Annotated in this window: 27 protein-coding genes; 21 read left to right on the plus strand and 6 right to left on the minus strand. The window is 63.7% G+C overall.

Translation table 11 applies throughout. The annotated features are described in order from the left end of the window. The first annotated feature begins 191 nt into the window (after positions 1 to 191). The 9 genes from H1D44_RS19060 (at position 192) to H1D44_RS19100 (ending at position 10,785) form a co-directional block, all read left to right on the plus strand. Positions 192 to 1,961: an SLC13 family permease gene (locus tag H1D44_RS19060; protein WP_181516859.1), complete on the plus strand. Its 1,770-nt coding sequence runs from the start codon at positions 192 to 194 to the stop codon at positions 1,959 to 1,961. A gap of 109 nt (positions 1,962 to 2,070) precedes the next feature. Then, a complete protein-coding gene (locus H1D44_RS19065) occupies positions 2,071 to 2,736 on the plus strand; it encodes an alpha/beta hydrolase (RefSeq protein ID WP_181516860.1) in 666 nt (221 codons plus the stop codon). Between the two features lie 6 nt (positions 2,737 to 2,742). Continuing rightward, positions 2,743 to 3,675, plus strand: a complete 933-nt coding sequence (locus H1D44_RS19070) for a prenyltransferase (protein WP_181516861.1) — start codon at positions 2,743 to 2,745, stop codon at positions 3,673 to 3,675. 89 nt (positions 3,676 to 3,764) lie between these two features. Next, on the plus strand, positions 3,765 to 4,967 hold the full coding sequence (gene trpB, locus H1D44_RS19075) for a tryptophan synthase subunit beta (protein WP_181516862.1): 1,203 nt from the start codon (positions 3,765 to 3,767) through the stop codon (positions 4,965 to 4,967). A 113-nt stretch (positions 4,968 to 5,080) separates the two neighbouring features. Beyond that, positions 5,081 to 5,308, plus strand: coding sequence for a hypothetical protein (locus H1D44_RS19080; RefSeq protein ID WP_181516863.1), 228 nt, complete (start codon positions 5,081 to 5,083; stop codon positions 5,306 to 5,308). Between the two features lie 11 nt (positions 5,309 to 5,319). After that, positions 5,320 to 5,988 carry an NADH-quinone oxidoreductase subunit K gene (locus H1D44_RS20870; RefSeq protein WP_238984580.1) on the plus strand — a complete coding sequence of 223 codons (669 nt, stop codon included), beginning with the start codon at positions 5,320 to 5,322 and terminating at the stop codon, positions 5,986 to 5,988. Then, on the plus strand, positions 5,985 to 7,490 hold the full coding sequence (locus H1D44_RS19090; RefSeq protein ID WP_181516864.1) for a complex I subunit 5 family protein: 1,506 nt from the start codon (positions 5,985 to 5,987) through the stop codon (positions 7,488 to 7,490). Before H1D44_RS20870 ends, H1D44_RS19090 begins: the two co-directional genes overlap by 4 nt. Next, on the plus strand, positions 7,487 to 8,992 hold the full coding sequence (locus H1D44_RS19095; RefSeq protein WP_181516865.1) for a complex I subunit 5 family protein: 1,506 nt from the start codon (positions 7,487 to 7,489) through the stop codon (positions 8,990 to 8,992). The genes H1D44_RS19090 and H1D44_RS19095 overlap by 4 nt, the downstream gene beginning before the upstream one ends. Next, positions 8,989 to 10,785, plus strand: coding sequence for a complex I subunit 5 family protein (locus H1D44_RS19100; protein ID WP_181516866.1), 1,797 nt, complete (start codon positions 8,989 to 8,991; stop codon positions 10,783 to 10,785). The genes H1D44_RS19095 and H1D44_RS19100 overlap by 4 nt, the downstream gene beginning before the upstream one ends. Before the next feature lie 79 nt (positions 10,786 to 10,864). Here the strand turns inward: H1D44_RS19100 and H1D44_RS19105 are convergent, their stop codons facing one another. After that, complete coding sequence (locus tag H1D44_RS19105; protein ID WP_181516867.1) at positions 10,865 to 12,274, minus strand: PhoH family protein; 1,410 nt, start codon at positions 12,272 to 12,274, stop codon at positions 10,865 to 10,867. Positions 12,275 to 12,631: 357 nt separating this feature from the next. Here H1D44_RS19105 and H1D44_RS19110 point away from each other — a divergent pair, with 357 nt between their 5' ends. From H1D44_RS19110 to H1D44_RS19120, 3 genes are all read left to right on the plus strand, one after another. Next, positions 12,632 to 13,279: a cell division protein ZipA C-terminal FtsZ-binding domain-containing protein gene (locus tag H1D44_RS19110; protein ID WP_181516868.1), complete on the plus strand. Its 648-nt coding sequence runs from the start codon at positions 12,632 to 12,634 to the stop codon at positions 13,277 to 13,279. Between the two features lie 144 nt (positions 13,280 to 13,423). After that, on the plus strand, positions 13,424 to 13,990 hold the full coding sequence (locus H1D44_RS19115; protein ID WP_181516869.1) for a GNAT family N-acetyltransferase: 567 nt from the start codon (positions 13,424 to 13,426) through the stop codon (positions 13,988 to 13,990). Positions 13,991 to 14,013: 23 nt separating this feature from the next. After that, positions 14,014 to 14,424 (plus strand): VOC family protein, encoded by a 411-nt coding sequence (locus H1D44_RS19120; protein WP_181516870.1) that lies wholly within the window; start codon positions 14,014 to 14,016, stop codon positions 14,422 to 14,424. A 35-nt stretch (positions 14,425 to 14,459) separates the two neighbouring features. Here the strand turns inward: H1D44_RS19120 and H1D44_RS19125 are convergent, their stop codons facing one another. Beyond that, positions 14,460 to 14,909 (minus strand): phosphate-starvation-inducible PsiE family protein, encoded by a 450-nt coding sequence (locus H1D44_RS19125; RefSeq protein WP_181516871.1) that lies wholly within the window; start codon positions 14,907 to 14,909, stop codon positions 14,460 to 14,462. A gap of 227 nt (positions 14,910 to 15,136) precedes the next feature. On the opposite strand from H1D44_RS19125, the gene H1D44_RS19130 reads away from it, so the two are divergent. The 4 genes from H1D44_RS19130 (at position 15,137) to H1D44_RS19145 (ending at position 17,212) form a co-directional block, all read left to right on the plus strand. Continuing rightward, positions 15,137 to 15,514, plus strand: coding sequence for a CidA/LrgA family protein (locus tag H1D44_RS19130; protein WP_181516872.1), 378 nt, complete (start codon positions 15,137 to 15,139; stop codon positions 15,512 to 15,514). Continuing rightward, positions 15,511 to 16,218 carry an LrgB family protein gene (locus H1D44_RS19135; protein WP_181516873.1) on the plus strand — a complete coding sequence of 236 codons (708 nt, stop codon included), beginning with the start codon at positions 15,511 to 15,513 and terminating at the stop codon, positions 16,216 to 16,218. Before H1D44_RS19130 ends, H1D44_RS19135 begins: the two co-directional genes overlap by 4 nt. A gap of 86 nt (positions 16,219 to 16,304) precedes the next feature. After that, positions 16,305 to 16,805: a nucleotidyltransferase family protein gene (locus H1D44_RS19140; protein WP_181516874.1), complete on the plus strand. Its 501-nt coding sequence runs from the start codon at positions 16,305 to 16,307 to the stop codon at positions 16,803 to 16,805. Next, positions 16,802 to 17,212 carry a fosfomycin resistance glutathione transferase gene (locus tag H1D44_RS19145; protein WP_181516875.1) on the plus strand — a complete coding sequence of 137 codons (411 nt, stop codon included), beginning with the start codon at positions 16,802 to 16,804 and terminating at the stop codon, positions 17,210 to 17,212. The genes H1D44_RS19140 and H1D44_RS19145 overlap by 4 nt, the downstream gene beginning before the upstream one ends. 15 nt (positions 17,213 to 17,227) lie before the next feature. Here the strand turns inward: H1D44_RS19145 and H1D44_RS19150 are convergent, their stop codons facing one another. The 3 genes from H1D44_RS19150 to H1D44_RS19160 all read right to left on the minus strand — a co-directional run bounded on the left by H1D44_RS19150 (position 17,228) and on the right by H1D44_RS19160 (position 21,550). Beyond that, the gene (locus tag H1D44_RS19150; protein ID WP_238984581.1) at positions 17,228 to 19,042 is read right to left on the minus strand and encodes a PHA/PHB synthase family protein; all 1,815 of its coding nucleotides are present in this window, start codon (positions 19,040 to 19,042) and stop codon (positions 17,228 to 17,230) included. 85 nt (positions 19,043 to 19,127) lie between these two features. Then, positions 19,128 to 19,880, minus strand: a complete 753-nt coding sequence (gene fabG, locus H1D44_RS19155) for a 3-oxoacyl-ACP reductase FabG (protein ID WP_181516876.1) — start codon at positions 19,878 to 19,880, stop codon at positions 19,128 to 19,130. A 173-nt stretch (positions 19,881 to 20,053) separates the two neighbouring features. After that, a complete protein-coding gene (locus tag H1D44_RS19160; protein ID WP_181516877.1) occupies positions 20,054 to 21,550 on the minus strand; it encodes a hypothetical protein in 1,497 nt (498 codons plus the stop codon). A gap of 220 nt (positions 21,551 to 21,770) precedes the next feature. Between H1D44_RS19160 and H1D44_RS19165 the strand changes: the two genes are divergently transcribed. Together H1D44_RS19165 and H1D44_RS19170 are read left to right on the plus strand one after the other, a co-directional pair. Then, complete coding sequence (locus H1D44_RS19165) at positions 21,771 to 22,277, plus strand: DUF6622 family protein (protein ID WP_181516878.1); 507 nt, start codon at positions 21,771 to 21,773, stop codon at positions 22,275 to 22,277. Positions 22,278 to 22,356: 79 nt separating this feature from the next. After that, positions 22,357 to 22,809 (plus strand): GNAT family N-acetyltransferase, encoded by a 453-nt coding sequence (locus H1D44_RS19170; RefSeq protein ID WP_181516879.1) that lies wholly within the window; start codon positions 22,357 to 22,359, stop codon positions 22,807 to 22,809. On the opposite strand, the gene H1D44_RS19175 is transcribed toward H1D44_RS19170, so the two are convergent. Further along, positions 22,758 to 23,171, minus strand: coding sequence for a phage integrase N-terminal SAM-like domain-containing protein (locus H1D44_RS19175; protein WP_181516880.1), 414 nt, complete (start codon positions 23,169 to 23,171; stop codon positions 22,758 to 22,760). The genes H1D44_RS19170 and H1D44_RS19175 overlap by 52 nt on opposite strands. 231 nt (positions 23,172 to 23,402) lie before the next feature. Here H1D44_RS19175 and H1D44_RS19180 point away from each other — a divergent pair, with 231 nt between their 5' ends. From H1D44_RS19180 to H1D44_RS19190, 3 genes are all read left to right on the plus strand, one after another. Then, positions 23,403 to 23,813, plus strand: a complete 411-nt coding sequence (locus H1D44_RS19180; RefSeq protein ID WP_181516881.1) for a VOC family protein — start codon at positions 23,403 to 23,405, stop codon at positions 23,811 to 23,813. Positions 23,814 to 23,902: 89 nt separating this feature from the next. After that, complete coding sequence (locus H1D44_RS19185; RefSeq protein WP_181516882.1) at positions 23,903 to 24,460, plus strand: hypothetical protein; 558 nt, start codon at positions 23,903 to 23,905, stop codon at positions 24,458 to 24,460. A 98-nt stretch (positions 24,461 to 24,558) separates the two neighbouring features. After that, positions 24,559 to 24,822, plus strand: a complete 264-nt coding sequence (locus H1D44_RS19190; protein WP_181516883.1) for a DUF6868 family protein — start codon at positions 24,559 to 24,561, stop codon at positions 24,820 to 24,822. The last annotated feature ends 35 nt before the right edge of the window (positions 24,823 to 24,857 follow it).

Consider the following 24,857-nt stretch of genomic DNA (forward strand, 5'->3'; position numbering starts at 1 on the left):
GAACCGCCGTGGTACGGACCCGTATGCCCGGTGGTGTGAGAGGACGGGGGAGGCGACTCCCCCTCCTACTCGATTTCCGAAAGGCTGTTTTTATATTCCATATGGTTCCTAGTGAATTTCTAAAAATAACTTTTTAGAATATGCAAGGGCGTTCACAATGGGCTCATCTCTCAGAGCCCGGATTCGCCCCCATGTCGCTGGATGCCTGGATATCCCTTACCGTGGTGCTGGCCGTCTTTCCCCTGATGGCTTTCTCCCGCCTCGGCCCCGACATCGTTCTGCTGGGAGCGGTGATCCTGCTGCTGACCCTCGGGGTGATCGACCCGGCCCAGGCGCTGGGCGGTTTCTCCAGTACCGGCCTGTTCACCGTGGCCTTCATGTACGTGCTGGTGGCAAGCATTCGCGAGACCGGCGGCATCGACCTGATCATCCGCTTCGTGCTCGGCAGGCCGCGCAGCGAGAGCGGCGCCCTGGCGCGCTTGATCCTGCCGGTGGCTTCACTCAGCGGTTTTCTCAATAACACACCGGTGGTCGCCACCTACATTCCGGCCGTGCTGAGCTGGAGCCGGCGCCTCAAGCTGCCGGCCCACCGCCTGCTGATGCCGCTCAGCTTTGCCTCGATCCTGGGCGGCACCATCACGCTATTCGGCACCAGCACCAACCTGGTGGTCCACGGGCTGCTGGTGGAGCGCTACCCGGATCTGGCGATGGGCCTGTTCGATCTTGCCTGGGTGGGGTTGCCGGTGGCGCTGCTGGGTCTGCTTTATCTCATTGTCGTCGCACCGCACCTGCTGCCTTCTCGTCGTGGTACGGCGTCGGCATTCGAGAACCCGCGTGAATTCACCATCGAGATGGAAGTCGATCCGGCCGGACCGCTGGTCGACCGCACCGTGGAGGAGGCCGGACTGCGCCACCTGCGCGAGCTGTTCCTGGTGGAGATCGAACGCGACGGTAACGTGGTCAGCGTGGTGGGGCCGGGGGAGCGGCTCAAGGGCGGCGACCGGCTGGTGTTTGCCGGCACCTCCGACGGTGCGGTGGAGCTGCAGCAGATTCGCGGCCTGGTGCCGTCACGCCATGGCGAGTCGAGCCTGGAGAAGGAGTACAAGGAGCGCCGCCTGGTGGAGGCGGTGGTATCCGACCAGTGCCAGTTCGTCGGCAAGAGCATCCGCGACGGTCATTTTCGTACCCTGTATGGTGCCGCCGTGCTGGCGGTGTGCCGCGGCGGCGAGCGGGTGGCGGGCAACCTGGGCCAGGTGCGCCTGCAGCCCGCCGATGTACTGCTTCTGGAGGCGCGTCCGCCGTTCATCGAGCGTCACCGCCAGTCGCGGGACTTCCTGCTGATCAGCCAGGTCAACGGCCAGGCGCGTCCCAAGCACGAAAAGGCCTGGCTGGCCTGGAGCATCCTCGCCGGCGTCGTGGCGCTTGCCACTACCGGCGTGATGAGCATGATGAATGCCGCCATGCTGGGTGCGGTGCTGGTGCTCGTCACCGGCTGCTGCTCGGTGGGCGCGGCCAAGCGTGGGCTCGATACCCAGGTGCTGCTGACCATTGCCGCTTCCTTCGGGCTCGGTGCGGCGCTGGAGAGCTCCGGTGCGGCCGCTACCCTGGCCGGGCTGGCGCTGGGGCTGGCCGATGGCAACCCCTGGCTGCTGCTGATCGGCAGCTACCTGCTGGTGGCGATGCTCACCGAGCTGGTCACCAACAACGCGGCGGCGGTCATCACGTTCCCGGTGGTAATGGCGAGTGCGGAAAGCCTGGGCGTCAGCCCCATGCCGTTCGTGGTGGCGGTGATGTTCGCCGCCTCGGCGAGCTTCATCACTCCCATTGGTTACCAGACCAACCTGATGGTGCACGGCCCCGGTGGCTACCGTTTTGGCGACTTCCTGCGCGTAGGCGGACTGCTCAACGTGCTGACGGCGGTAGTTGCGCTGACCTTGATTCCATTGGTCTGGGGCTTCTGACGCTTCGAGCGGGGCGCTTCGGGGCAGGCTTGCGAGCGGGCGGACTCGCCGTGGTCATGGGTTTGCGGTAGGGTGTCGGCTTTGCAGACTGTGACGAAGGAAGCCAGCCATGAGCCACCCCGGCGAACTGATCATCGAGCCCAAGAGCGGCCGTCCGGCCGACGCCTGTGTCTTCATCCTGCACGGCCTGGGCGCCGACGGCCGTGACTTCGAGCCCCTGGTACCGGCGATGCCGCTCAAGGCGGGCCTCGATGTGCGCTTCATCCTGCCCCATGCGCCGCGGCTGCCGGTGACCATCAACGGCGGCATGGTGATGCCGGCGTGGTACGACATCCACGAGATGAGCCTCGACCGCCGCGTCGACACGGCCCAGCTGGTGGCGTCCGCCGAGCGCATCCAGGCGCTGGTACAGGAGCAGGTCGATCACGGTATCGACAGCCGGCGCATCATTCTTGCCGGCTTCTCCCAGGGCGGGGCGGTGGCCTACCAGGCCGCGCTCTCCTTTGCCGCGCCGCTGGGCGGCCTGCTGGCCATGTCCACCTACTTCGCCACCGCCGAGACCATCGAGTTTAGCGAAGCCAACGGCGAGCTGCCCATCGAGATCCATCACGGCACCTTCGACCCGGTGGTACCCGAGTCGCTGGGGCAGGCCGCTTACCAGCGCCTCAAGGGATTGGGCTATCCGGCGAACTACCGGACCTACCCCATGGCCCATGCCGTGTGCCCGCAGCAGGTCGGCGACATTGCCACCTGGCTCAACGCACGGCTGGGCTGAATTTTGATGAACGATGTCGCCGCGCCGGGCAGCCTGGCGCGCGCTTGTCTGCGTAGCAGCCGTCCCAATTTCCTGGTCCTGGCGCCGCTGTGCGTGGGCCTGGCGATTACCGCGGCCTGGGCCGATGGCCTGCGGCCGAGCACGCTCGACTCCCTGCTGGTGCTGCTGGGAGCGCTGCTGGCCCATGCCGCGGTCAACTTGCTCAACGAGCACCATGACTACCACTCCGGGCTGGATGAGATGACCCAGCGCACCCCCTTCTCCGGAGGAAGCGGGGCATTGCCCGTGCAGCCCGAGGCTGCCACTGCGGTATGGAAGGCGGCGGTGGCCTGCCTGTGCCTGGTGGTCGCGATCGGTGTCTGGTTCCTGTGGCGGGCTGGGCCGGTCATGCTCGTCTACGGCCTGTTGGGGCTCGCCCTGGTGGTGGCCTATACCGGCTGGCTGACCCGTCGCCCCTGGCTGTGCCTGCTGGCTCCCGGGGTCGGCTTCGGCCTGCTGATGGTGCTGGGCGCCCACCATGCGCTGACCGACGGACTTTCCGCCACGGTGCTGGTGGCAGCGCTCATCCCCACGCTGATGGTCAGTGCACTGCTGCTGATCAACCAGCTGCCCGATATCGACGCCGACCGTCAGGTTGGGCGGGATCACCTGGCCATTCGCCTGGGACCCCGGCGCGCCGCCCGGCTGGGCGCCGGCATGATGGCGATGGCCTTCGCCGTCGTGCCGCTGAGCTGGTTGGCCGGACTCCTGCCAGGGCAGGCCTGGCTGATGTGGCTCGCGTTGCCGGCGCTGGTGTGGCTGGTGCGTGGCCTGTGGTCGCTACCGGTGGAGGTGGAGCAGGGCGAGCTGGCCCCGCTGCTGCCGCTGATGGGGCTCAATGTCGTGCTGCTGCTGGTAAGCTTGACCTTGCTCAATGCGGGGCTCGTTCTCGCAGCCTGATGCACTCCCGCCCAAGGTCTGTCTCGACATGACAGGCCAGGCTGGGCAAGATGTTGCGATGCCTTGTTCGCTACATTCAGGATCGCCCTATGAGCACTTCCCGCTTTGATAACCTGCCCGATGCCCAGGGCTTCTTCGGTCGTTTCGGCGGCCAGTACATCCCTCCTGAGCTCAAGCAGGTGATGGACGAGATCCACGCTGCCTACGAAGAGATTCGTGTTCGCGATGACTTCCAGCAGGAGCTGGCCGAGCTGTTCGCTGACTACGTGGGCCGCCCCAGCCCGATCTTTCATGCCCGGCGGCTGTCCGAAAAGCTCGGCGGGGCGCAGATCCATCTCAAGCGAGAGGACCTGAATCACACCGGGGCGCACAAGATCAATCACTGCCTGGGCGAGGCCCTGCTGGCCAAGTTCATGGGCAAGACCAAGGTAATCGCCGAGACCGGTGCCGGCCAGCATGGCGTGGCGCTGGCCACCGCCTGTGCCCTGGTCGGCATTCCCTGTGAGATTCACATGGGTCAGGTGGACATCGAGAAGGAGCACCCCAACGTCACCAAGATGAAGATCCTGGGCTGCAAGCTGGTGGCCGTGACTCGGGGTACCGCGACGCTCAAGGATGCCGTGGACAGCGCCTTCGAGGAGTACCTCAAGGATCCGCAGAACTATATCTACGCCATCGGCTCGGTGGTGGGGCCGCATCCGTTCCCCAAGATGGTCCGCGACTTCCAGTCGATCATCGGCCGCGAGGCTCGCGAGCAGTTCCAGGCGCGCCACGGACGCCTGCCCGATCATGTCACCGCCTGCGTCGGCGGCGGCTCCAATGCCATCGGCATGTTCACCGCTTTCCTGGATGACGAGTCCGTGCATCTGGTGGGGGTGGAGCCTGCCGGCGAGGGGCTCGAGACCCAGCGCCATTCCGCCACCCTGACCCTGGGCAAGCCCGGCGAAATCCACGGCATGGCCTGCTACGTGCTGGAAGACGAGCAGGGCAACCCGATGCCGGTGCACTCCATCGCTTCGGGGCTCGACTACCCGGGCGTCGGGCCTCAGCACAGCTACCTCAAGGAGCTGGGGCGGGTCGACTATGAGTGCGCCACCGACGCCGAGTGCCTCGATGCCTTCCTCACCCTGTCGCGGGTCGAGGGCATCATTCCGGCACTGGAGAGTGCCCACGCCGTGGCCTGGGCAATGCGCGTCGCGCCCACCCTGCCCAAGGATCAGCATATCCTCATCAATCTCTCCGGCCGCGGCGACAAGGATGCCGACTACGTGGCAGAGAAGCTCGGACTCTGACAGGCTAAGAGTAGGTTCTTCCTGCCCGTATCGACCGCGAGGGGTTGAGACGGGCAGAAAGCGTCCCAAGGTATTGATGTGAATGCCTGGTCAATCAACACAAGGAGAGCGTGATGATGCCCGACACTTCCGAGGATATTCGCCTGCCGCTGGCCTGCCCTTCGTGTGGCAGCCATCTCTATCGCGTCAATCAGGTACGCAACCCCACGGATGAGGTTCACTGTGCTTCGTGCAAGCGCTATCTCTGCGACTACCACGAAGCCGCGGAAATGCTCGAAAAAGGTCCTGGCGACGAAGCCGAGGCCTTGATCGAGGAGGTGGTCAACCGGCGGCATCACTGAGGCCCTGGCCCATGCCGCCGTTCCTGGATGCGCTGCTCGCACTGGCCATGGTGGCATTGGCCACATTGGCGTTACTCGACCGCCAACTGGTACGGGCGTGCGCCTGGTTCGTCGCCTTCGCCGTGAGCGTGGCGCTTACCTGGTGGAGCGTGGGCTTTATCTGGCTGGCGCTGCTGGAGCTGCTGCTGGGCGCTCTGCTTACCGGTGCCTTTCTGTTTCATGCCCTGGATATCAGACAGTGGGCCAGTGCGCCTCGCGGGCGCCTGGCCCGTTGGCGTGACCCCGTGCCGCTGACCTGGCAGCGTGCGCTGATGCGGCTGCTGCCAGCTCTGGCCGTGCTGATCATGCTTGCTATTGCCCTGGATAACCTGGCCGGCACTCCCGGGCCGTTACTCGTCGGTGGCATGGGACTGATCGGCCTGGGGCTGTGGGCCTTTGCCCTGCATCGTCATCTGCTGCGGCGCCTGCTGGCCTTCAATGTGATCGGCACCGGCATCTTCCTAATCCTGATGGCGCTGGTGGGGGACAGGAACACGGCGGCGGGACATGGCCTGGTCGTGACCGGTCTACTGGTCGCCTTGCTTGGCACGGCGCTGGGAGCGCTGCTGATCAGAAGGCTCAACCGGCTCGACGGCCGCCGGATTCTCGACGTCGCCGAGGCAGGGCGGAGTCGCGCATGATCGAATGGCTGGGACTCCATACCGCTTACTCGAATCAGTTCAGCGATAGCCTTCTTGTGCTGCTGGTGCTTATGGTGCCCCTGCTGATGGGAGGCGTGGCGGCATTCTGGCGTCCGCAGCGACGTTGGCCGGTCAGCTTCGTCATCCTCATGGCGCTACTGACGCTCGGTTTGCTGGCGCTATTTCTACTGGCGCGCCAAATTCTTGAGCACGGCAGCCAGGCTTGGCTCATCGAACTGGGGCCGCTGGCGCTGCACTGGCGTGCCAACGGCCTGACCCTGCTGTTGCTGCTGCTGACGCAGATCGTGACCCTGGCCAGCGCCGCCTATGCTCCAGCCTACCTGAAGTCAGAGGTTGGTCGTGGCGGAGCCCAGGCCTGGTTATGGCCCTTGCAGGGTGTGCTGACCACCAGCCTGTCGTTGATCTGGCTGGCCGGCGACCTGCTCACGCTCTATATCGGCCTCGAGCTGATGGGGCTTGCCGCTGTCGGGCTGATGCTGCTGCCCGGGCGGATGGAAGCCCTGGCCGCCGGCATGCGCTACCTGCTGCTGGCGCTGGTCGGTTCGCTGGCCTTTCTGCTGGGGGTGGCGCTGTTGCTGGGCGGCTGGGGGCGGCTGGATCTGGCAGGTCTCGCGATGCTCGCCGAGCCGGGGCCCGTCCTGTGGGTCTCCGTGGCGCTGCTGAGTGCCGGCCTGCTGCTCAAGGCGGCTGCGTTTCCGCTGCATGCCTGGCTGGCCCCGGTTCACTCCTCGGCATGGACCCCTGTCAGTGCCTTGCATGCCGCGCTGGTGGTCAAGGGCTCGTTCTTCATCGCGGTGCAGCTGTGGGTGGTGCTGGTGCCCGAGGCCAAGGCCGCCGCCTGGCTGGTTGGGGCCATGGGCGGCGCGGCCGTGCTCTGGGGTGGCGTGCTGGCCTGGCGCTCGGTCAAGCTGAAGGACGTGGTGGCCTGGTCGACGGTCTCCCAACTGGGCTATCTGCTGCTGGGCTTCTCGCTGCTGATCGGCACGGGCCCAACGGTAGCGGCGGTGGCCTGGGAGGGGACCTGGCTTCAGCTGGCGGCCCACAGCCTGGCCAAGGCAGGCATGTTCCTGGCGACCGGCAACCTGATCTTTTCCACCGGGGAATCCCACGTCAAGGGCCTGGCCGGGGCCAGCCGGCGCATGCCGCTGTCGCTGCTCAGCTTCGGCATCGCCTCCATCAGCCTGATCGGGCTGCCGCCGAGCGGTGGCTTTACCGCCAAGTGGCTACTGCTGCATGCGGCACTCGAGGCGGGCTACTTGCCCTGGCTGGCGGCCCTGGCGCTGGGCACGCTGTTGAGCGCTGCCTATGTGTTCCGCGTGTTCCGCTACTCCTTCGTCGAGGACGCCGAGCCGCTCGACTATCGCCGGGTGCCATGGAGCATGGAATTCTTCGCCATGATACTGGCCCTGGCGTCGCTGCTGCTGGGGCTGGTGGCGGAGTGGCCGCTGCTGCTGCTGCGTGCGCCGGGAGGTGAGCCATGAGCCAGGCATGGTTGCCGCTGGCGACGCTGGCTACCTCGCTGCTGGTGGTGCCGGTGATATTCTCCTTGCCCGAGGGAGCGTGGCGTGTCCGCACCGCCCTCAACCTGGGCGCCGCGCTGCTCAAGGTCCTGCTGGTGGCGATGATGGTGTGGGGCCTTTACCAGGGGCAGAGCTACCAGTTCAGTTTCACCATCGTGCGAGGCGTCAATTTTCTATTCCAGGTGGACGCCCTGGGGCTGATGTTCGCCGGCCTGTCGTCGCTGCTGTGGCTGGCCACCACCGTGTACGCCATCGGCTATCTGGAAGACTCGCCCAACCGCAAGCGCTTCTTCGGTTTCTTCAGCCTGTGCGTGGCCAGCACCGTGGGTATCGCCCTGGCCGGCAACCTGTTCACCTTCCTGTTGTTCTACGAGCTGCTGACCCTTTCCACCTATCCGCTGGTGGTGCACCGCGGTCATGCCAAGGCGCTGGACGCCGGGACCACCTACCTGCGCTATACCCTCACCGGTGGCCTGGTGCTGCTGTTCGGCGTGGTGGCGCTGCACGTCATGGTCGGGGACGTGACCTTCGGCGAGCGCGAGATGCTGGCCGACCTCGGGCCGGATGCCCACGGATTGCTCACCGTGTTGTTCCTGATCATGCTGCTGGGGCTGGGGGTGAAAGCGGCGCTGGTGCCGCTGCACGGCTGGCTGCCCCGCGCCATGGTGGCACCGGCGCCGGTAAGCGCGCTGCTGCATGCGGTGGCGGTGGTCAAGGCGGGGGCCTTCGGCATCGTGAGGCTGGTTTACGACGTCTACGGTATTGGCCTGACCTACCAGCTGGGCCTGCTGACGCTGCTTGCGGTGATTGCCACCGTCACTATCCTGTACGGCTCGGTGCGTGCCCTGGCCCAGCAGGAACTCAAGCCGCGGCTGGCCTTCTCTACCATCAGCCAGGTCTCATACATCGTGCTGGGCATCAGCCTGTTCGGGCCCTTCGGCACGGTGGCGGGGCTGGTCCATCTGATGCATCAGGGCCTGATGAAGGTCACGCTGTTCTACTGCGCCGGCAACTACGCCGAGGAGCTCGGCATCCACCGTATCGATGAGCTCAACGGGGCAGGGCGGCGCATGCCGTTGACCAGTATCGCCTTCACCGTGGGCGCCCTTGGCATGATCGGCTTGCCGCCGGTGGCCGGCTTCATCAGCAAATGGTACCTGGGCATGGGCGCCGTGCAGGCCAACATGCAGTGGGCCATCGTCGTGCTGGTGGCCAGCAGCCTGCTCAATGCCGCTTACTTCCTGCCCGTGCTGTACCGGCTGTGGTTCCTGCGCGGCCCCTCCCATGGCGTCGGTGAATGGCCGGACGAGCGCCACCTGGGGCGTCTGGAGACCAGCGGTTGGCTGATCTGGCCGGCGATGGCCACGGCGCTGTTCAGTCTGATGGCGGGTCTGCTGGCGGGTGTGCCCTTCAGCCCGCTTGACCTGGCCACCTTCGTCACGGCAGAGGAGTACACGCCATGATGGCGAGCCTGCTGCTGGGATTGACGCTGCTCTGGCCGCTGCTGCTGATGCTGCGCAATCCGCTGTGGCTGGTCATGGAGCACGGCGCCCTGCAACGGCCCGGCCCTCGTCCGATGCTGCTCGACGCCTGGTGGGTGACGGCGCCCGTTCCCGCCTTGCTGCTGACGCTGTGGCCAGGAGAAGTGCAGCTGCAGATGCAGGGATGGCTGCTGGGAGCGCAGTGGCAGCTCGACGATACCCGCCGCCCCTGGCTGCTGTTCAGCGCCATGCTCTGGGCCCTGGCGGGGCTCTATGCACGCGGCTACCTGGTCACCGAGCAGCAGGCCGCCGAGTCGGGCGATGGCGACGCCTTCCGCCGGCTGCTGGGCTTTGCCATGCTGTGGCCACTGACGCTGGTCGGCAATCTGCTGCTGATACTCGCCGAGGACATTCCGAGCTTCTACCTGGGTTTCGCGCTGATGACCTTCGCGGCCTACGGACTGGTGGTGCATGCCGGAAATCGTGATGCTCACCTGGGCGGTCGAGCCTATCTGATCATGGCGGTACTCGGTGAAGGCATGATCCTCGGCGGGCTGCTGTGGGCGGCCGGGACCGTACAGGTCCTGACGCTGACCGAGCTCCGCGCAGGGCTGGCCACGGCCGAGCAGGGCGCCTGGATGGCGACCCTGCTATGGCTCGGCTTCGGGGTGAAGGCCGGGGTCATCGGCCTGCACGTGTGGCTACCGCTGGCGCACCCGGTCGCACCCACGCCGGCCAGCGCCGTGCTCAGTGGCGTGATGATCAAGGCTGGCCTGATCGGCTGGTTGAACACGCTGCCGCTAGGGGCTGACGGGCTCGAGACGCTGGGCGCCGTCGTCATCGTCCTGGGCCTGGCAGCTGCCCTGGGAGCGGCGGGTTATGGCGTGAGCCAGCGTCATCCCAAGGCGGTGCTGGCCTACTCCAGCGTCAGCCAGATGGGCATGATCACTGCCCTGGTAGGGGCGGGCATGGCGGCCCCCGTGCTGTGGCCTGCCCTGCTCGTCGCGGTGACCCTCTTTGCCGTCCACCATGGGCTCACCAAGGGCGCCCTGTTCCTCGGCGTCGGGATCAGCGAGCACCCGCCACGCCTGCCGGCCTGGCTGCTGTGGGTGTTGTTGGCGCTGCCGGCCCTGTCGCTGGCCGGTGTCATGACATCGGGGCTGGCCACCAAGTGGGCGTTCAAGGAGCTGCTCTACGAGGGTGGCTACGCCACGCTCGTCGCCTGGCTCAGCGTGGCAGCCGTCGGTACCACACTGCTGATGTTCCGTGCCCTGTGGCGACAGTGGCAGGAGCGTGGCGTCTATTCCATCCCCATCGCTTCCTCCATGCCGCTGGCCTGGCTTGCCTGCGTGGTGGCGGCCGTGAGCGTGCCGCTGTGGATACCGCTTGCCGGCGAACACCCGAACTGGCCGCCTTTGGATGAATGGCCGGGGCTGCTATGGCCGGCCTCCCTGGGGCTGGTGCTGGCCGGCCTGGTGGCACTGGTCACGCTGCGCGCCAACAGGAGCTGGCAGTTCGCCAAGCGCCTGATGCCGGGAGACCTCTGGTGGGGGTACCTCAGGCTGGTACGCCAGGCGCTGGCTTGGCTGCATGGCCTGGGGCTTGCGCTCGAGCAGCGTGGCTCACGGTGGCGCAGCCGCCTGCTCGAGTGGGAGTCCCGCGCTACCGCCCTGGCCAGCGGGCTGACACGCTTCGAGCGCACCTTCCGGCGGCTGGCCGTGCCCTTGATGGTGGGGGTGGCCGTGCTGCTGCTGATGGGGTTCTGGCTGGGCTAGGCGCCGGGTCGGGGCTATGCCCGACCCCGGCTGCCTGTGTCTCCCGTTGCCTGAGTGGAGGGATCGCGCCGGGTGAACGTCAGAGCAACTCCTCGCCTGCCAGCGCCAGGCGCGAACGCTCGACGCTGCGCAACGTCACGTGGCCGGCGTGGGGCCATTGGCTGAAGCGCTGCACCACCGCGGCCATGCCGCAGGTGTTGGCGGTGAGGTAGGGTGTGTCGATCTGTCCGACGTTGCCCAGGCAGACGATCTTGGTGTTGCGCCCGGCCCGGGTGAGCAGGGTCTTGAGCTGCTTGGGAGTGAAGTTCTGTGCCTCATCGATGATCAGGAAAGTATCGTTCAGGGTGCGCCCGCGCATGAAGCCCGGGGCACGGATCTGCACCCGCGAGCCGAGCAACTGGCGGGTGGCGCCGCTGTCCCAGCTGGTCTCCCCGTTCTCGTCGCGCAGCAGGTTGTCCATGTTGTCATGGAAGGCGCCCATCCAGGGCGACATCTTTTCCTCTTCGGTGCCGGGCAGGAAGCCGATGTCCTCGCTCATCGAGATCGGCGCCCGAGTGAAGACGATGCGCTCGAAGCGCTTGGTGTCGAGTGTCTGCTGGAACGCCGCCGCCAGGGTCATGAAGGTCTTGCCGGTACCGGCACTTCCGGCGATGGTAACCAGGTCGATCTCGTCGTCCATCAGCAGGTTGAGGGCAAAATTCTGGCGGCTATCGTGGGCGTGCACGCCCCATACGCCATCCTTGTGACGGTAGTTGGTGAGCAGCTGCAGACGCGCCTGGGTGGGAGTCAGCTCGCGCACGATGGCCTCGAAGCTGGCACCGTTTTCCGAGTCGGAGACCAGCATGCCGAGGTGCCAGTCGCCGGGAATCCGGCCTTCCAGGCGATAGAAGGTGTGGTGATCGACCCGCTCGACCTCGACCTCTACCTCCATCTGGTCCCAAGGTCCGCTGCTTCCCTCGGTATCGGGATAGATACGAACCCCTTCAAGCATGACATCACTGTCGCTGAAGGCGCGGTCGGTGAGGTAATCCTCCACCGGAACGTGCAGGGCGGCGGCCTTGACCCGCAGGTTGATGTCCTTGGTGACGAGGATGACCGAGGCGTCGGGCCGTTCGTCGCGCAGCCGGCAGGTCTCGGCCAGTAGAACGTTGTCGGGGCTCTCCTCGAGGTGCTCCAGCGGCTTCAGCTCGGGGTAGCAGAGGAAACGCAATTTGCCGAGCGTGTTGCCACCGGCGCGGGGAATGGGAATGCCTTGCTGGATTTCGTCGAAGGTGACCTGGTTGGTCAGGTCGGAGAGGGTACGGCTGACCTGGCGGGCGGTGCGGGCGATCTCGCGCAGGCCGTTCTTGTGTTTGTCGAGTTCCTCGAGCACGGTCATCGGGATGACCACCTCGTGTTCCTCGAATTGATACAGGGCAGCGGGGTCATGCAGCAGGACGTTGGTATCCAGCACATATAACCGCTTGGCTTTCTTGTCGAGTCGTACCATCGGGGCAGGGCTCCTGAGTTGACGGCACCTACAACACTGGCGTGCATATCATTCCGTTGTCATGACAGTCCTGCTGGCGGCCAGTGTCACTTGTCTTGGCGGGCTCCTCTTTCTCTTGTCTTACCCCTAGCATGGAATCATCCGGCCCGAGCCGCCATAGAAATGCTTCAACGCAAGCTTGGGTAGCGAGCTGTTACAGTAGAAGGCTGCCAACGTTGAGAGGTCGTGATTCCAGTCACGGCGCAATGACGTATCCTGCACAGAATGATAATCCTACTGCGGCTTTAACCCTCCTGAATGCAGCAAGCGTGTGCGGGTCAAGAAGCCGTGGTTCTGGTGATGGTCGAGGTGCGCAGGATGGATCCGGTCCTAGGGGTATTGATCGTGGCGGGCGTGGCGCTATTGCTGGCAATGGTTTGCCTGGTGGCGTTCGTCAAAAGCCGACGCAGGAATGAACTCGGGCCAGCACCGCCTGCGCAAGCCGAGGCTGGCGCAGCGACTCCCGCTGCCCCGGCACCCTCCTCAAGTCCTTCCCAGGAGGATAAGCCGGAAGCCGGGCCTCAGGAGCCGATGCACCGCTTTCAGGTGGTTTCCAGCAAGGAGATCAAGCAGTGCCTGTTCGTGATCCTCGACTGGCCGGGCCTGGATACCAATCGTCGCCTGGCTCGCCTGCTCACGGAGTACAACGCCCACTACGATCCCCAGCTTGGCGTCTATACCATTCGCGACCCGCGTGCCGGCTACAAGCTCACCATCGCCAACTCTTCGCCCCCGGGCACGCTGCCGCCCATCCACGAGGGCGATGACCAACCCACCGTTCAGGGTGTTTCCATACTGATTCATTTCATCAACAAGCGCAGCGTGGCACGTAACCCCGATACGCTGATCAACATCACCCAGGCCATTGCCGCTATCGGTGGACACATCCTCGATGCCGAGCGCAATGCCGTGAGCAACGAAGAGTTCGAGGCACTGAGGCACCAGGCTCAGACGATGAGCCGTTAAGGCAGGCCAGTCTCTTCGGTGGCGGCTCACGCCCAGGACGAGTCCAGGTGCGCGCGAAAACGTAATACACTACGCTATTGCAATATCATCGATTTCGCTTTCCGTCAGCGCCAAGGGCGAGGAGTGACATGCCAGGGAGGCCCCATGTTTGAATTGGAAACAGCTCGCCTGCGACTGCGACCGCTGGCAACTCGCGATCTGCCGGAGCTGTCTTCGATGCTCGCCGACCCGGCGGTGATGCAGCATTCGCTGCGCGGTGTCTGTGATGGCGCGACGACTCGCCACTTCCTCGACTGGTGCTTCGACTGTTACATCAACTACCGCACGGGCCCGTTGGCACTGGTGGATCGGCACGGGGGCGAGTTCGTCGGTTTCAGTGGGGTTTCCCCGGAACGGATAAAAGGCGTGACCGAGTGGAACCTGGGCTACCGGCTGGCCAAGCGCTACTGGGGGCAGGGGCTGGCCACCGAAGCTGCCCTGGCTTCGCTGGAGCATGCTTTCGAGGAGAAACGCTTCGACTCGGTCGTGGCGATCGTCGAGCCCGAGCACGCGGCTTCACTTCGGGTGGTGGAGAAGGCCGGCTTCGTCGGATTCGATGCCATGCGCTTCCACAAGCGGCCGGTACGCCTCTATCGCATGCGTCGAGCGCAATGGCTGCAGCGCGATACGAAAGAGCACGCCGAGGCCGAAATGGCCGTGCTCGGCAAATAGGCTGGATCAGGAGCGGGGGAAAAATGAAGCCAAGGATCAGCATGATCACGCTCGGCGTACGCGATCTTGCGGCGTCGATTCGCTTCTACGAAGAAGGGCTGGGCCTACCGCGGATGGAGTCGCCGCCCGAGGTGGCCTTCTTCACCCTCAACGGCACCTGGCTGGGGCTCTACGGCCGCGAGGCATTGGCCGAGGATGCCGGCGTCTCCGCGGAAGGCAGCGGCTTCACAGGCATCGCCCTGGCCCACAACCTGGCCTCGGAAGCGGAAGTCGACGAGCTGCTGGAGCAGGCGGTCGCCGCCGGCGCCACCCTGGTCAAGCCGGGGCAGAAAGTGTTCTGGGGCGGTTACTCAGGCTACTTCGCCGACCCGGATGGCTATCTATGGGAAGTCGCCCACAACCCCTTCGCCTGGGTCGGGCCGAAAGACGAGTAGCCTCCGGCCCACCCCTCTTCATTAGCGTTGTCTGATCAGGGCCGGCGCGTGACCAGCCAATGGGTGACCCCCAGGGCGAGCACCACGGCGGCGATGGCCATGATCTCCATGGCGCTCACGTAGTCGGTGTCCATGATGATCACTTTCCGGGCGATGGCCATCAGCGCCGTGGCGATGACCAGCTGGATGGGCAGCATGTTGGTGCCCAGGTAGAGCCGTATGTTGATGAAGATCTCGATGGCGATCAGCACCACCATGAACGCGCTGAAGATGGCGAAGATATCGCTCACCTCGAACAGCATGAAAGGCGGCGTCATCAGCCGGGTGTAGAGCATGTAGACCACGTCTATCACGCCCCAGATGATCACCATGACCATCAGTACCGAGAGTATCTTGACGGCAAAGCGAATGACCCGGTGCAGGTGCCCGATCAGTGGGTCTTCATGCTCCTGGGGGAGTTCGTCATGGTAAAGACGATGTTTCATGAGCCGCTTCGGGTCTTCTTTCTTGGTCGCTTCCATCGATCGGTCCTCTATTGAAGCACCGGGCCTGATTGCCTGCCGATTGGACCCTGACGAGATTTAAAAGGTTTACGGGTTTCATGCCCGCCAGAATGCAAGCGTGCTAACCTTTATCGCCTGCCCCGGGCCGGCATCACCGCAATGCCAACCAAGCGCTTGGGTCGCTTTCTTTCTGAAGGTGCGTAGATGACATGATGCTGTTACGTGGCTTCCTATGGCTGCTCGGTTTCCAGCTGCTCGGTCATGCCGTCGTTGAGCTGCTTTCCCTGCCGATCTCCCACGCCATGGCCGGGCTGTTGCTGCTGCTGGCCTGGCTGCTGGTGAATCGTCGGCTCAACGAGAGCGTGGCCACCGCCAGCCAGGCGCTGCTGCCCCTGCTTGCCATGTTGATCATGCCCGGGGTGGTGGGGGTGTTCTTCGTGTTCGACGAGTTTGCCGGCCACTGGACGGCGATCATGCTGGCACTGGTGATCGGCACCTTCCTGAGCGTGCTGACCACGCTGTGGCTGATGCGGCGCTTCATGCCCTCCGAGGCAGGCAGCCCGCATGAACGGGATCGCCGGCCATGAATGCCCTTCACGCCTCGCTGCTCGACACCCCGGCACTCGCCGTGGCGCTTACCCTGGCGGCCTATCTCGGCGGCGTGAGCCTGTTCGAGCGCATGGGTCGGCCGAGCTGGTGCCCTGCGGTGCTGATCGGTGCGCTGTTCACGGCCGCCGGCCTGTGGCTGCTGCGCTACGACTTCGCCGACTACCAGCGCAACGTGGCCTGGCTCACCCTGCTGCTGGGGCCCGCCACCGTGGCGCTGGCGGTGCCGCTCTACCAGCAGCGCCAGCATATCTTCGCCCTGTGGAAGCCGATCCTGTGCTGCCTGCCGCTGGCCGCCGGGCTGGCGGCTTTCTACGCCGTGCTCATCGCCTGGCTGCTGGGCGCACCGCCCGCGGTACTCGCCTCGCTGGCGCCGAAGTCGGTCACCGCGCCCCTGGCCATGGGCATCATCGAGCAGATCGGCGGCTCGCTCTCGCTGATGCTGGGCGGGCTGCTCATTACCGGCGTGCTGACCACCATTTTCGTCTCACTGCTGGGCCGGGTGCTCAATATCACCGACCGACGCCTCCTCGGCTTTGCGCTCGGTGTGAATGGGCATGCCATCGGCATCGTGCGCGCCTTCGAACTCGGCCCCACCGCGGGCGCCTTCGCCTCGCTCGGCATGAGCCTGACGGGCATCTTCACCGCGGTGTTCCTGCCACTGGCGTGGCGGTTGGTGGCATAGCGTGGGCGCGGCGGTAAGTCAGCGCTCACTGGGGCGGTGCCGCCCATCTTGCAGGAAGCACTTCCTAGGCCTTAAGGGAGCAAAGGATGAATCAAGAGCAAGAGCTTCAAGTGGCTCATCGGCAACGACTCGCGGCCCACTGGATCGTCTCGCTGCTGCGTAGCGGAAACATCCCCTTCATCGTTTGTGGCGGCCTGGCTGCCCAGGGACATGGTGCCAGCCGGCCACTGCATGACATCGACCTGTTCGTGCCGGAAGCGCATTTCGCCCAGGTAGTGGCGGCCGGCCAGGGCTTCATCAGCAAGCCCGCGCAGCGCTACAACGAAGAAGGCTGGAACCTGGAGTACGTTCAGTTTCGGTATGAAGGGGTCAAGGTGGAGGTGGGCAACGCCGGCGAGGCCTATGTCTACGATGTGGGACGGCAGGCCTGGGCCAGGCTCGACATCGACTTCACTCGCTATCAGAAGATAACGCTGCTGGGCCTCGAGCTGCCGGTCATGCGAAAAGCGGATCTCATCCAGTACAAGTCCTGGCTCGGCCGGCCGGTCGATGCGCAGGATATCCGGGAGATGGGGGGCAGGGCATGATCACCGGGATCAACCATCTGACCCTCGCGGTGCGCGATCTCCAGCGCTCCTTCGACTTCTACACGCGCGTGGTGGGGCTCCAGCCGATCGTTAAGTGGGCGCGAGGCGCCTACCTGCAGGCCGGCGAGGACTGGATCTGCCTGTCGCTCGATGACCGGACGCGCACCGGCCCGCTGCCCGAATATACCCACGTCGCCCTCAGCGTCGAAGCGGAGGCCTTCAGCCGCTGCGCCGGGGCCATTCGCGAGCAGGGCGTGACGATCTGGAAAGAGAACCGCAGCGAGGGCGACTCCCTCTACTTTCTCGACCCGGATGGCCACAAGCTCGAAATTCATGCTGGCGATCTCGCCAGCCGCCTGGCGGAGCTGCGGGAAAAGCCCTATGAAGGGTTGGAGTGGTATCGATAGCGAGCCAAGGAGGGATCATGGCGCCAACACATAGCTTCCTGGCGCGTCGGTCAGTGGAGGGTGCTGTTGGCTGCCCATACCCGGCGGCGCCACCGGTTTGGAGGAGTGAGCCGCCAGCCACTGATGCCAGGCCGGCCACCAGGAGCCATCCTGCTCGGGGGTGAGCTGTTGCCAGGTCTCCGGATCCAGGTATGCCTTGTCATGCCGCTGCGTATCCATCCGGAAACGCCGTCCCGGGTGCCCCGGCTCGCTGACGATACCGGCATTGTGGCCTCCAGTGGTCAGCACGAAGGTGACCTCCTCGGCATCCGCCAGCAGATGGATCTTGTAGACGGATTTCCAGGGGGCCACGTGATCCGAGGTGGTGCTGACGACGAACATCGGCGCCTTGATGTCCTGGATCACGACTGGCCGACCCTCCACCAGATAATGGCCGTTGGCCAGGTCATTGTTCAGGAACAGCTGGCGCAGGTATTCGGAATGCATGCGGTAGGGCATGCGCGTCAGGTCCGCATTCCAGGCCATGAGTTCGTTCATGGGCTGACGTCCGCCCAGCAGGTAGTCATGCACGATGCGCGACCAGATCAGGTCGTTGGAGCGCAGGATCTGGAAAGCGCCGGCCATCTGGTAGCCATCCAGGAAGCCCTGATCCCACATCATGTTTTCCAGGTACGAGACCTGGCTTTCCCCGATGAACAGCATCAGTTCGCCGGCCTCGGTGAAGTCCACCTGGGTCGCGAGAGTGGTCAGGGACGCCAGCCGCTCATCGCCATCCCGCGCCATGGCCGCCGCCGCGATGGACAGCAGCGTGCCACCCAGGCAATAACCCACGCCGTGGACCCTGTGGCTGCCGGTGATCGCGGTGACGACGTCCAGTGCCGCCATCGGCCCCAGTCGGCGGTAGTCCTCCATGCCCAGGTGGTGATCCTCGGAGCTCGGGTTGTGCCAGGAGATCATGAACACGGTGTGTCCCTGGTCCACCAGGTACTTGACCAGCGACTGGGCGGGCGAAAGGTCGAGAATGTAGTACTTCATGATCCAGGCGGGCACGATCAGCACCGGCTCCGCGTACACCTGTTTCGTCGTCGGTGTGTACTGGATCAGCTCGATGAGATGATTTCGATACACTACCTTGCCTGGCGTCACCGCCAGGTTGCTGCCGACCTGAAACGCCTCGGCCCCTACCGGCGGTTTGCCGGATACGGCCCGCTCCCAGTCCTCGAGAAAATGCTGCCAGCCAGCCACCAGGTTCTGGCCGCCGGTCGAGAGGGTGGTGCCCAGGACCTCCGGGTTCAGCCACGGGGAGTTGGAAGGGGAGTAACGGTCGAGCACCTGTCGCGTAATGAAGTTCACCACCCGTTCGCTTTCCGGCGAAAGGCCGTCGATTTCACTGGTAGCGTTATGCCACCACTGCTGCGTCAGCAGGAAGGATTGATGGATCAGGTTGAACGGCCAACGCTGCCACTCCTCGCCACTGAATCGCCGATCCTGCTCCAGGGGTTCGATACAGGTGCCGGCACTGGACGAGAGTGCCTGGCGACCGAGGTACTGGCCGAAGCGCGTCATTTTGCGGGTGAACTTCTCGCCCAGCTCGAGCTGCTTCCCCGGGGAAAGCGCCAGGTGCACCAGCCACTCGAAATAGACGCTGGCCAGGCCGGCCGGGGTGATGCCGGCGGTCAGCCTGGCCAGGTTGGCCTTGAAGGCCCGGTCCAGCGCATGGGTGGAGTAGAAGCCGGGGTTCGGGCGCTCCTCAGGGGTGGGGGGCGCCGCGCAGGGAACCGGTCTGAAAGTGAGTTTGGGGTCGGGCGGGTTGCGGGTGTCCTGTGACATGACGTGGCCTCCATGATCGAGGCTGAGTGACCGCAGGCGCTCGCCGCCGCGGGCTTGGGTAGGGGCGTTCCTGCCTGGCTGGCGCTCACACCGCCTCGAAGGACTCCGGCAGCACCTGCCCTCCATCCACCACCAGCGTCTGGCCGGTAATATAGCGCGCCTCGGGCGAGGCGAGGAAGCAGGCGGCATGGCCGATGTCCTCGGGTTCGCCCAGGATCTTGGCCGGTACCGATTCGGCCATCTGGCGCAGGTACTCCTCACCCTGGGCCTTCAGCCCCTCGGTCAGCACGTTGCCAGGCATCACCGCGTTGATGGTGATGCCATCGCGGGCGCACTCCAGCGCCGCCGAGCGCATGAAGCCGAGCTGGCCCGCCTTGCTGGCGCCGTAGTGGGCCCAGCCGGGAAAGCCGGTAATCGGGCCGGTGATGGAAGACGTGATCACGATGCGGCCGTAGCGCCGGGCCCGCATGGCCGGCAGGGCGGCCTGCACCATGAAGAAGGTGCCCCGCAGGTTGACCGCCATCACCTGCTCCCAGTCGGCCTCGCTCATGCTGTCCAGCGTGGCCTGGGGGAAGATACCGGTATTGGAGCAAAGGATATCCAGCCTTTCATGGCGGTCGAGCACGGCCTGTACCGCCGCCTGGCAGCTGGCCTGGTCACTGACATCGAGGCGCTCGAACTCGGCGCCCAGCGCCTCGGCGGTGGCCTTGCCTGCCTGCTCGTCGATATCGGCGATGATCACTTTCGCACCGGCTAGCACCAGTACCGAGGCGATCCCCTTGCCGATGCCCTTGGCGGCGCCCGTGACCAGCGCCACCTGATTCTCGAGTGAGAACATGCGTTATTCCTCATCCATGGTGAACTGGAGTCAGTGTAGCCAGGCCGGCTCTCGAATTCTTGATGTGGCTCAAGCAACGTCTCATGGACCCGCCGCCACCTGCCCGCGAGGTACGACATAGGCCTGAAGGCTCGCTGCCGGGCCGGCCAGGGCGGCCCGACAGCGGTACCTCTTCAGCGTCGCGTGGGGACCTGATCCCACACCCGGTGAGCGTCGAAATCGCCCTGCATGCGGAACGCCTCGGTGTCGTTCAGGTTGTCCAGCGGTGTGACTTGGCCCTCGACCTCGAGTTCGCCCTGAACCCTGTCGTTCTCGATCTCATCCAGGCGAATCTCGCCGCTTACCCCGCGGCCAACGGCGACGTGCACGATCTCGCCCGGCTCGCTGACATCCCCGACCAGGAAGTAAGCCTCGAGGGTGCCCTCCACGGCAGCCTCGCCGGACGCCACCTCCAGTGTGCCGGGCTCAGGCAGGCCGGCGCCGACACGCAGCAGGATCAGGCAGGCGGCGCGATCCAGTGACGGTAGATAGGTCTCCGCGGTAAGCAGGAAGCCGTCGCCGAAAAAGTCATCCTCCTGGCTGCCGAAAGCCGCTTCGCCAAGCACGTCCCCTTCAGGCAGGCCTTCCACGCTGCCACGGAACGAGGCGTTCTCCTCCATGGCGGCCTGCAGGGCATCCTGCGGCATGTCCGCCGGCAGGGGCGGGCAGACATCGAGCCGGCGCGCCATGCCAGGCGGCGTTTTCAGATAGTCGATGGCAGCGGCATCCACGATATGGGAGTTTTCCAGCGTCGCGTAGTCCAGCGGCTGCGCATCCTCGGCGAACTCGGTCATGGTCAGCTGGAAGCTTTCCCCCTGGGCCTGGCCCAGCGACGGGTCCTGCTCCAGGTCCCAGCCGTGTCCTTCCAGCGCTTCCAGGTTATCCGCGTCGACGTGGAAGTCGCGCAACTCGAGCTCTGCGATCATGCCATGGGGCTCGAACGCTGCGATCAGCTTATCCAGGTAGTAGGCCTCCAGGCCGCCCGGCACACCCGGTGCGATGGCCATTCGAAGCAGGCCGGGGCTTGGCTGAAGAGCGGCGGGCGAGAAGGGCAGATCCTCGAAGACCCAGGCCGTACCATGGTTGAGGCCATGGTAGGGCTCGTTGGCATCGTCCTCGAGCAGGGTATTGGCGGTGACCGTGGCGACACGGTAAGCGTGTGCCTCGCGGCCGGCAATCTCCCGCGTCTCGCCGATCTCCGTAACGTGTACATCGACTGCATCCACCCGGCGCAGCCTGCCGAAGGGGCCCTCGAACTCCAGCGGGGGCTCGGTCTGCTCGGCACCGAAGGCCGGGACCAGCAGGTCGAATTCAGCATCGAAACGGTGGATGAGGTTATCCAGGGGCGGGCCCACGTAGAGATCCTCCCAGCCACCCAGCCTCGTCTCGTACTCCTCTTCGGGATGAATCAGGGTCAGGTCCGGCCCCTGGGTCAGCGTCCAGTACATCTCCTCACCCTGGATCTCCATGAACAGCCGGTAGCGATAATGCTCGCCCTGCGAATCGATGCTGATGGGCTGTGTCGCTACCGGGGCTTCGTCGGCGTAGAGGCCGGCGATTGGCGTCAGCAGCAGGGGGATTCCCAGCGCCAGGGGTGTCAGGCCGCAGCGTAATGGAGTGCACGGGCTCATCTAGCTTCTCCTTCTCGAGTCACAGTCGATCAACAGGGACGGTGGTATCTGTGCCCCTGCGCTGATGACACCTTGAAGCAATCGATTAGCGTGTCGCGCCCTCTGTATGGAGAGGTTCTGCCGAAAAAACCAGGCGCAAAGTGTGGGTTAATAAGCACTGACTGGAGGGGCTGGCCTCGCTTCGTTAAGCTGGTGTGAAACACGCCACCAGGGAACACGCATGCTCCTCGAAATAATAACAAACACGCCGCTATGGGTTTGGCCGCTGCTCCTGTTTCTGCTCCACCGGGGCTATCAGCAGAGCAAGCCACGCAACATCGGCCCCAGCAAGCTGGGCATCATCCCGGCGATATTCCTCTTCCTGGGCGCCTTCGGCCTGATCCATGCCTTTGGCTTTCATCCGCTCAACCTGGCCCTCTGGGGTCTCGGTATTGGCCTCTCCGTACTGCTCCATTTCAAGCTCGAGCTTCCTCGCGGGGTGAGCTATTCGCCGGAAGAGCACTGCTTTCGTGTGCCAGGGAGTTGGCAACCGCTTACTCTCATGCTGGCGGTATTTTGTGCCAAATTCAGTGTGGGCGTCATGCTCGGCATGCAGCTTGCCGTTGTCGATACCGCTGCCTTCGCCGCCACCGTCAGCCTCGCCTACGGCCTGCTTGGCGGCATGTTCCTCGGCCGGGCGGTGGTGATTTGGCAGTCAGCGAAGCTCTGGGCCAAACCGGCACCGTAACGCTGATTGGGCCAGTGAGGGTGCGGTTAAAAACAGTGGCTGACAGGTTAGTGAGTGCTTGCAAGGGGAGGGTGGGTCAATGACGTACAGCACCGGGTTCGTGACCGAGGGCGACAAGGCGGAGTGGCGCCCGCTGTTCGACGGCTACGCCGACTTCTATGGTGTACCGATGAATGACACCATCGCCGACACCGTGTGGGGCTGGCTGCTCGACCCGAGCCATGTGCTCGAGGGCATGCTCACCAGGGACGAAAGCGGCAAGGCCGTGGGCTTCGTCCACGTGCGTGCCTGCCCCAGGCCCCTGGGCGGCTGTGAGATCGGCTTTCTCGACGACATGTTCGTCGACCCCGAGGCGCGAGGCAGCGGTGCGGCCGATGCGCTGTTCGCCGCCCTCGAAGAGCTGGCCGAAGCCCGCGGCTGGCCCGCGATACGCTGGATCACCCAGCACTACAACGAACGTGGCCGCGCCTTTTACGACCGCTACACCGAAGGGCCGAGCGACTTCATCATGTACCAGTGGAAGCAGACGTAAATCGGGGGCTGATCGACCGCACTGTGCACTTTAATGCGGCCATGATCCTTCGGATAACAGGATCCACTCGACGACTTTGAATGCCATGGGGACCGATGATCGGTATCCCCAGGCGGTAGCGTGCCTGAAAGCCTGAGTGTTTCAGGTAGTGACGTATTCATTTGGCGCTCCACCGCAAGGTGCTCCAGGAAGGCACGCACCTCGGAGCACCCCATGCTGGCAGGATGGCGCAAGCCATGGAAGTGAATGAAGAAGCGAATCCAGTAGCCATAGGTTTTCTCGGTGCGTGGACTATAGCGCCTTACCCGCATGGTAGCCTTCACCCGGTCCATCAGCATCTGTGGCTTGTAGTGCGCATCCATACGGCGGCTCTCTCGTGATATGGATATACATACAGCGTTATTGGTTCTGGCAAAACCCGCAAGCGCACGAATTCTGCATAAGTGGCCGAGCTATAATTAGGTCCTAAAAAATCAATGAGTTGGAAGAAAGGAAGTGCGTCAGATAATATTGTTGAACGCGCAAGATGTTCATTGAATATCAGGACGTGCAGTCCAATCACTGTTAGGCTCCATCAGTTACGGAGGGAATAAATGGAAATAAAGTGTATTTCGGGTTTTGCGTCGATTACTAAAGATCCTGCGGCAAGTGCATCCCTGTATCAGGATGCGCTAGGTTTGCCGCTGGAGAAGATGGATGATTATCGTTTCATGGATAAATTCCCCGGAGCGAATCATTTCGGAGTATGGCCTATAGCTATGGCAGCTCAGTCTTGTTTTGGGCAGGAGGAATGGCCTGAGAATGTTCCTGAGCCGACTGCTACGATTGAATTTGAGTTGGCGGATGCGGCTGCTGTGGAAGCAGCAGTAGAAGAAATGAAGATAAAGGGGCAAGAGTTCGTTCATGAAGCCCGGACTGAACCTTGGGGGCAGACAGTCGCAAGGTTTATGAGTCCCGAGGGAGTGTTGGTTGGTCTCAGTTATGCGCCATGGCTTCATGAATAAGAGCCTAACCATAGCGTCAACGCGGACTGGATTTTCCGCTGACGCTCCAAAACCAGCCGGTTACGCTGGGCGTTAGGAATTATAAAGAGATGAGACTTCCAGAATTTGCTACCCACTATTATTTGAGTGAGAACGGCCCGTTCCGGAGCCTCTCGGAGCTTTCTGCCGGTTCAGAAGATCCTGTATTCCTAAATCTTCTGACTCGTCATCAACGTGATCCTAATTATCGACGGCGCTACGGTAGGAACTATATTGAGGTCCGAAGCAAGGTCGAAGCTAGGTTGCGTGAACTCTTCATTGCGCGAGGAGGTAAGCCGCGCCGCCGTCACCCCTTTTATCTGGTGCTTGGAGAATCTCCTTGGTTTCGTGATCTGAACGCTAACCAAAATGAGCTGAAAATACCTCTATCTCAACTTGACCATGAAACAACGTCCTTGACCTACCCGGATAGCTTTATTGCATTATCCCGTGACGACAAACCTTACTACAATCAAGTTTTTCTTCTTAGCGAGATGAGTGAGCTCGTTAGACGATTTGGAATTCCTGAAAATGATCATGCGGTTCCTTATGAGCGATATTGGGAAACAGAATTTGAGCTCTATATTGAGGTGCAGCTTTGGGACATTCCACCTGGGTTCAAAGCCTAACAATGAAAATTAAGTCGGCGCTTTTTTCGTTTCGGCATTCGCCTCCACTACAAAGTCGCGTTTGTTTTTTAGCGTGTTAACTGCCGCAGGAGAGACCCATGCACGATGCGTTCCTCTGGAACTTCCTGTTGTACTCACTGGTGATCAACTACGGCATTCTGCTTTTCTGGTTCATCGCCTTTCTGTTTGCTCGGGACTCAATTCATAGGCTTCATGGCAAGTGGTTTCGGCTGAAGCCGGAGCAGTTTGACGCCATTCACTATGGCCTCATGGGTGCCTACAAGCTCGGAATCATCCTATTCAATGCCGTACCGCTGTTGGGTAAGCGCTCCACGAACCCCACCTGTTGCGGCCTGAGTTAGACCGGTAGCGTGTCTCTCCAGCGCCAGGGCAGCAG

The organism is Billgrantia kenyensis (genome assembly GCF_013697085.1).
GTDB classification, from domain to species: domain Bacteria; phylum Pseudomonadota; class Gammaproteobacteria; order Pseudomonadales; family Halomonadaceae; genus Halomonas; species Halomonas kenyensis.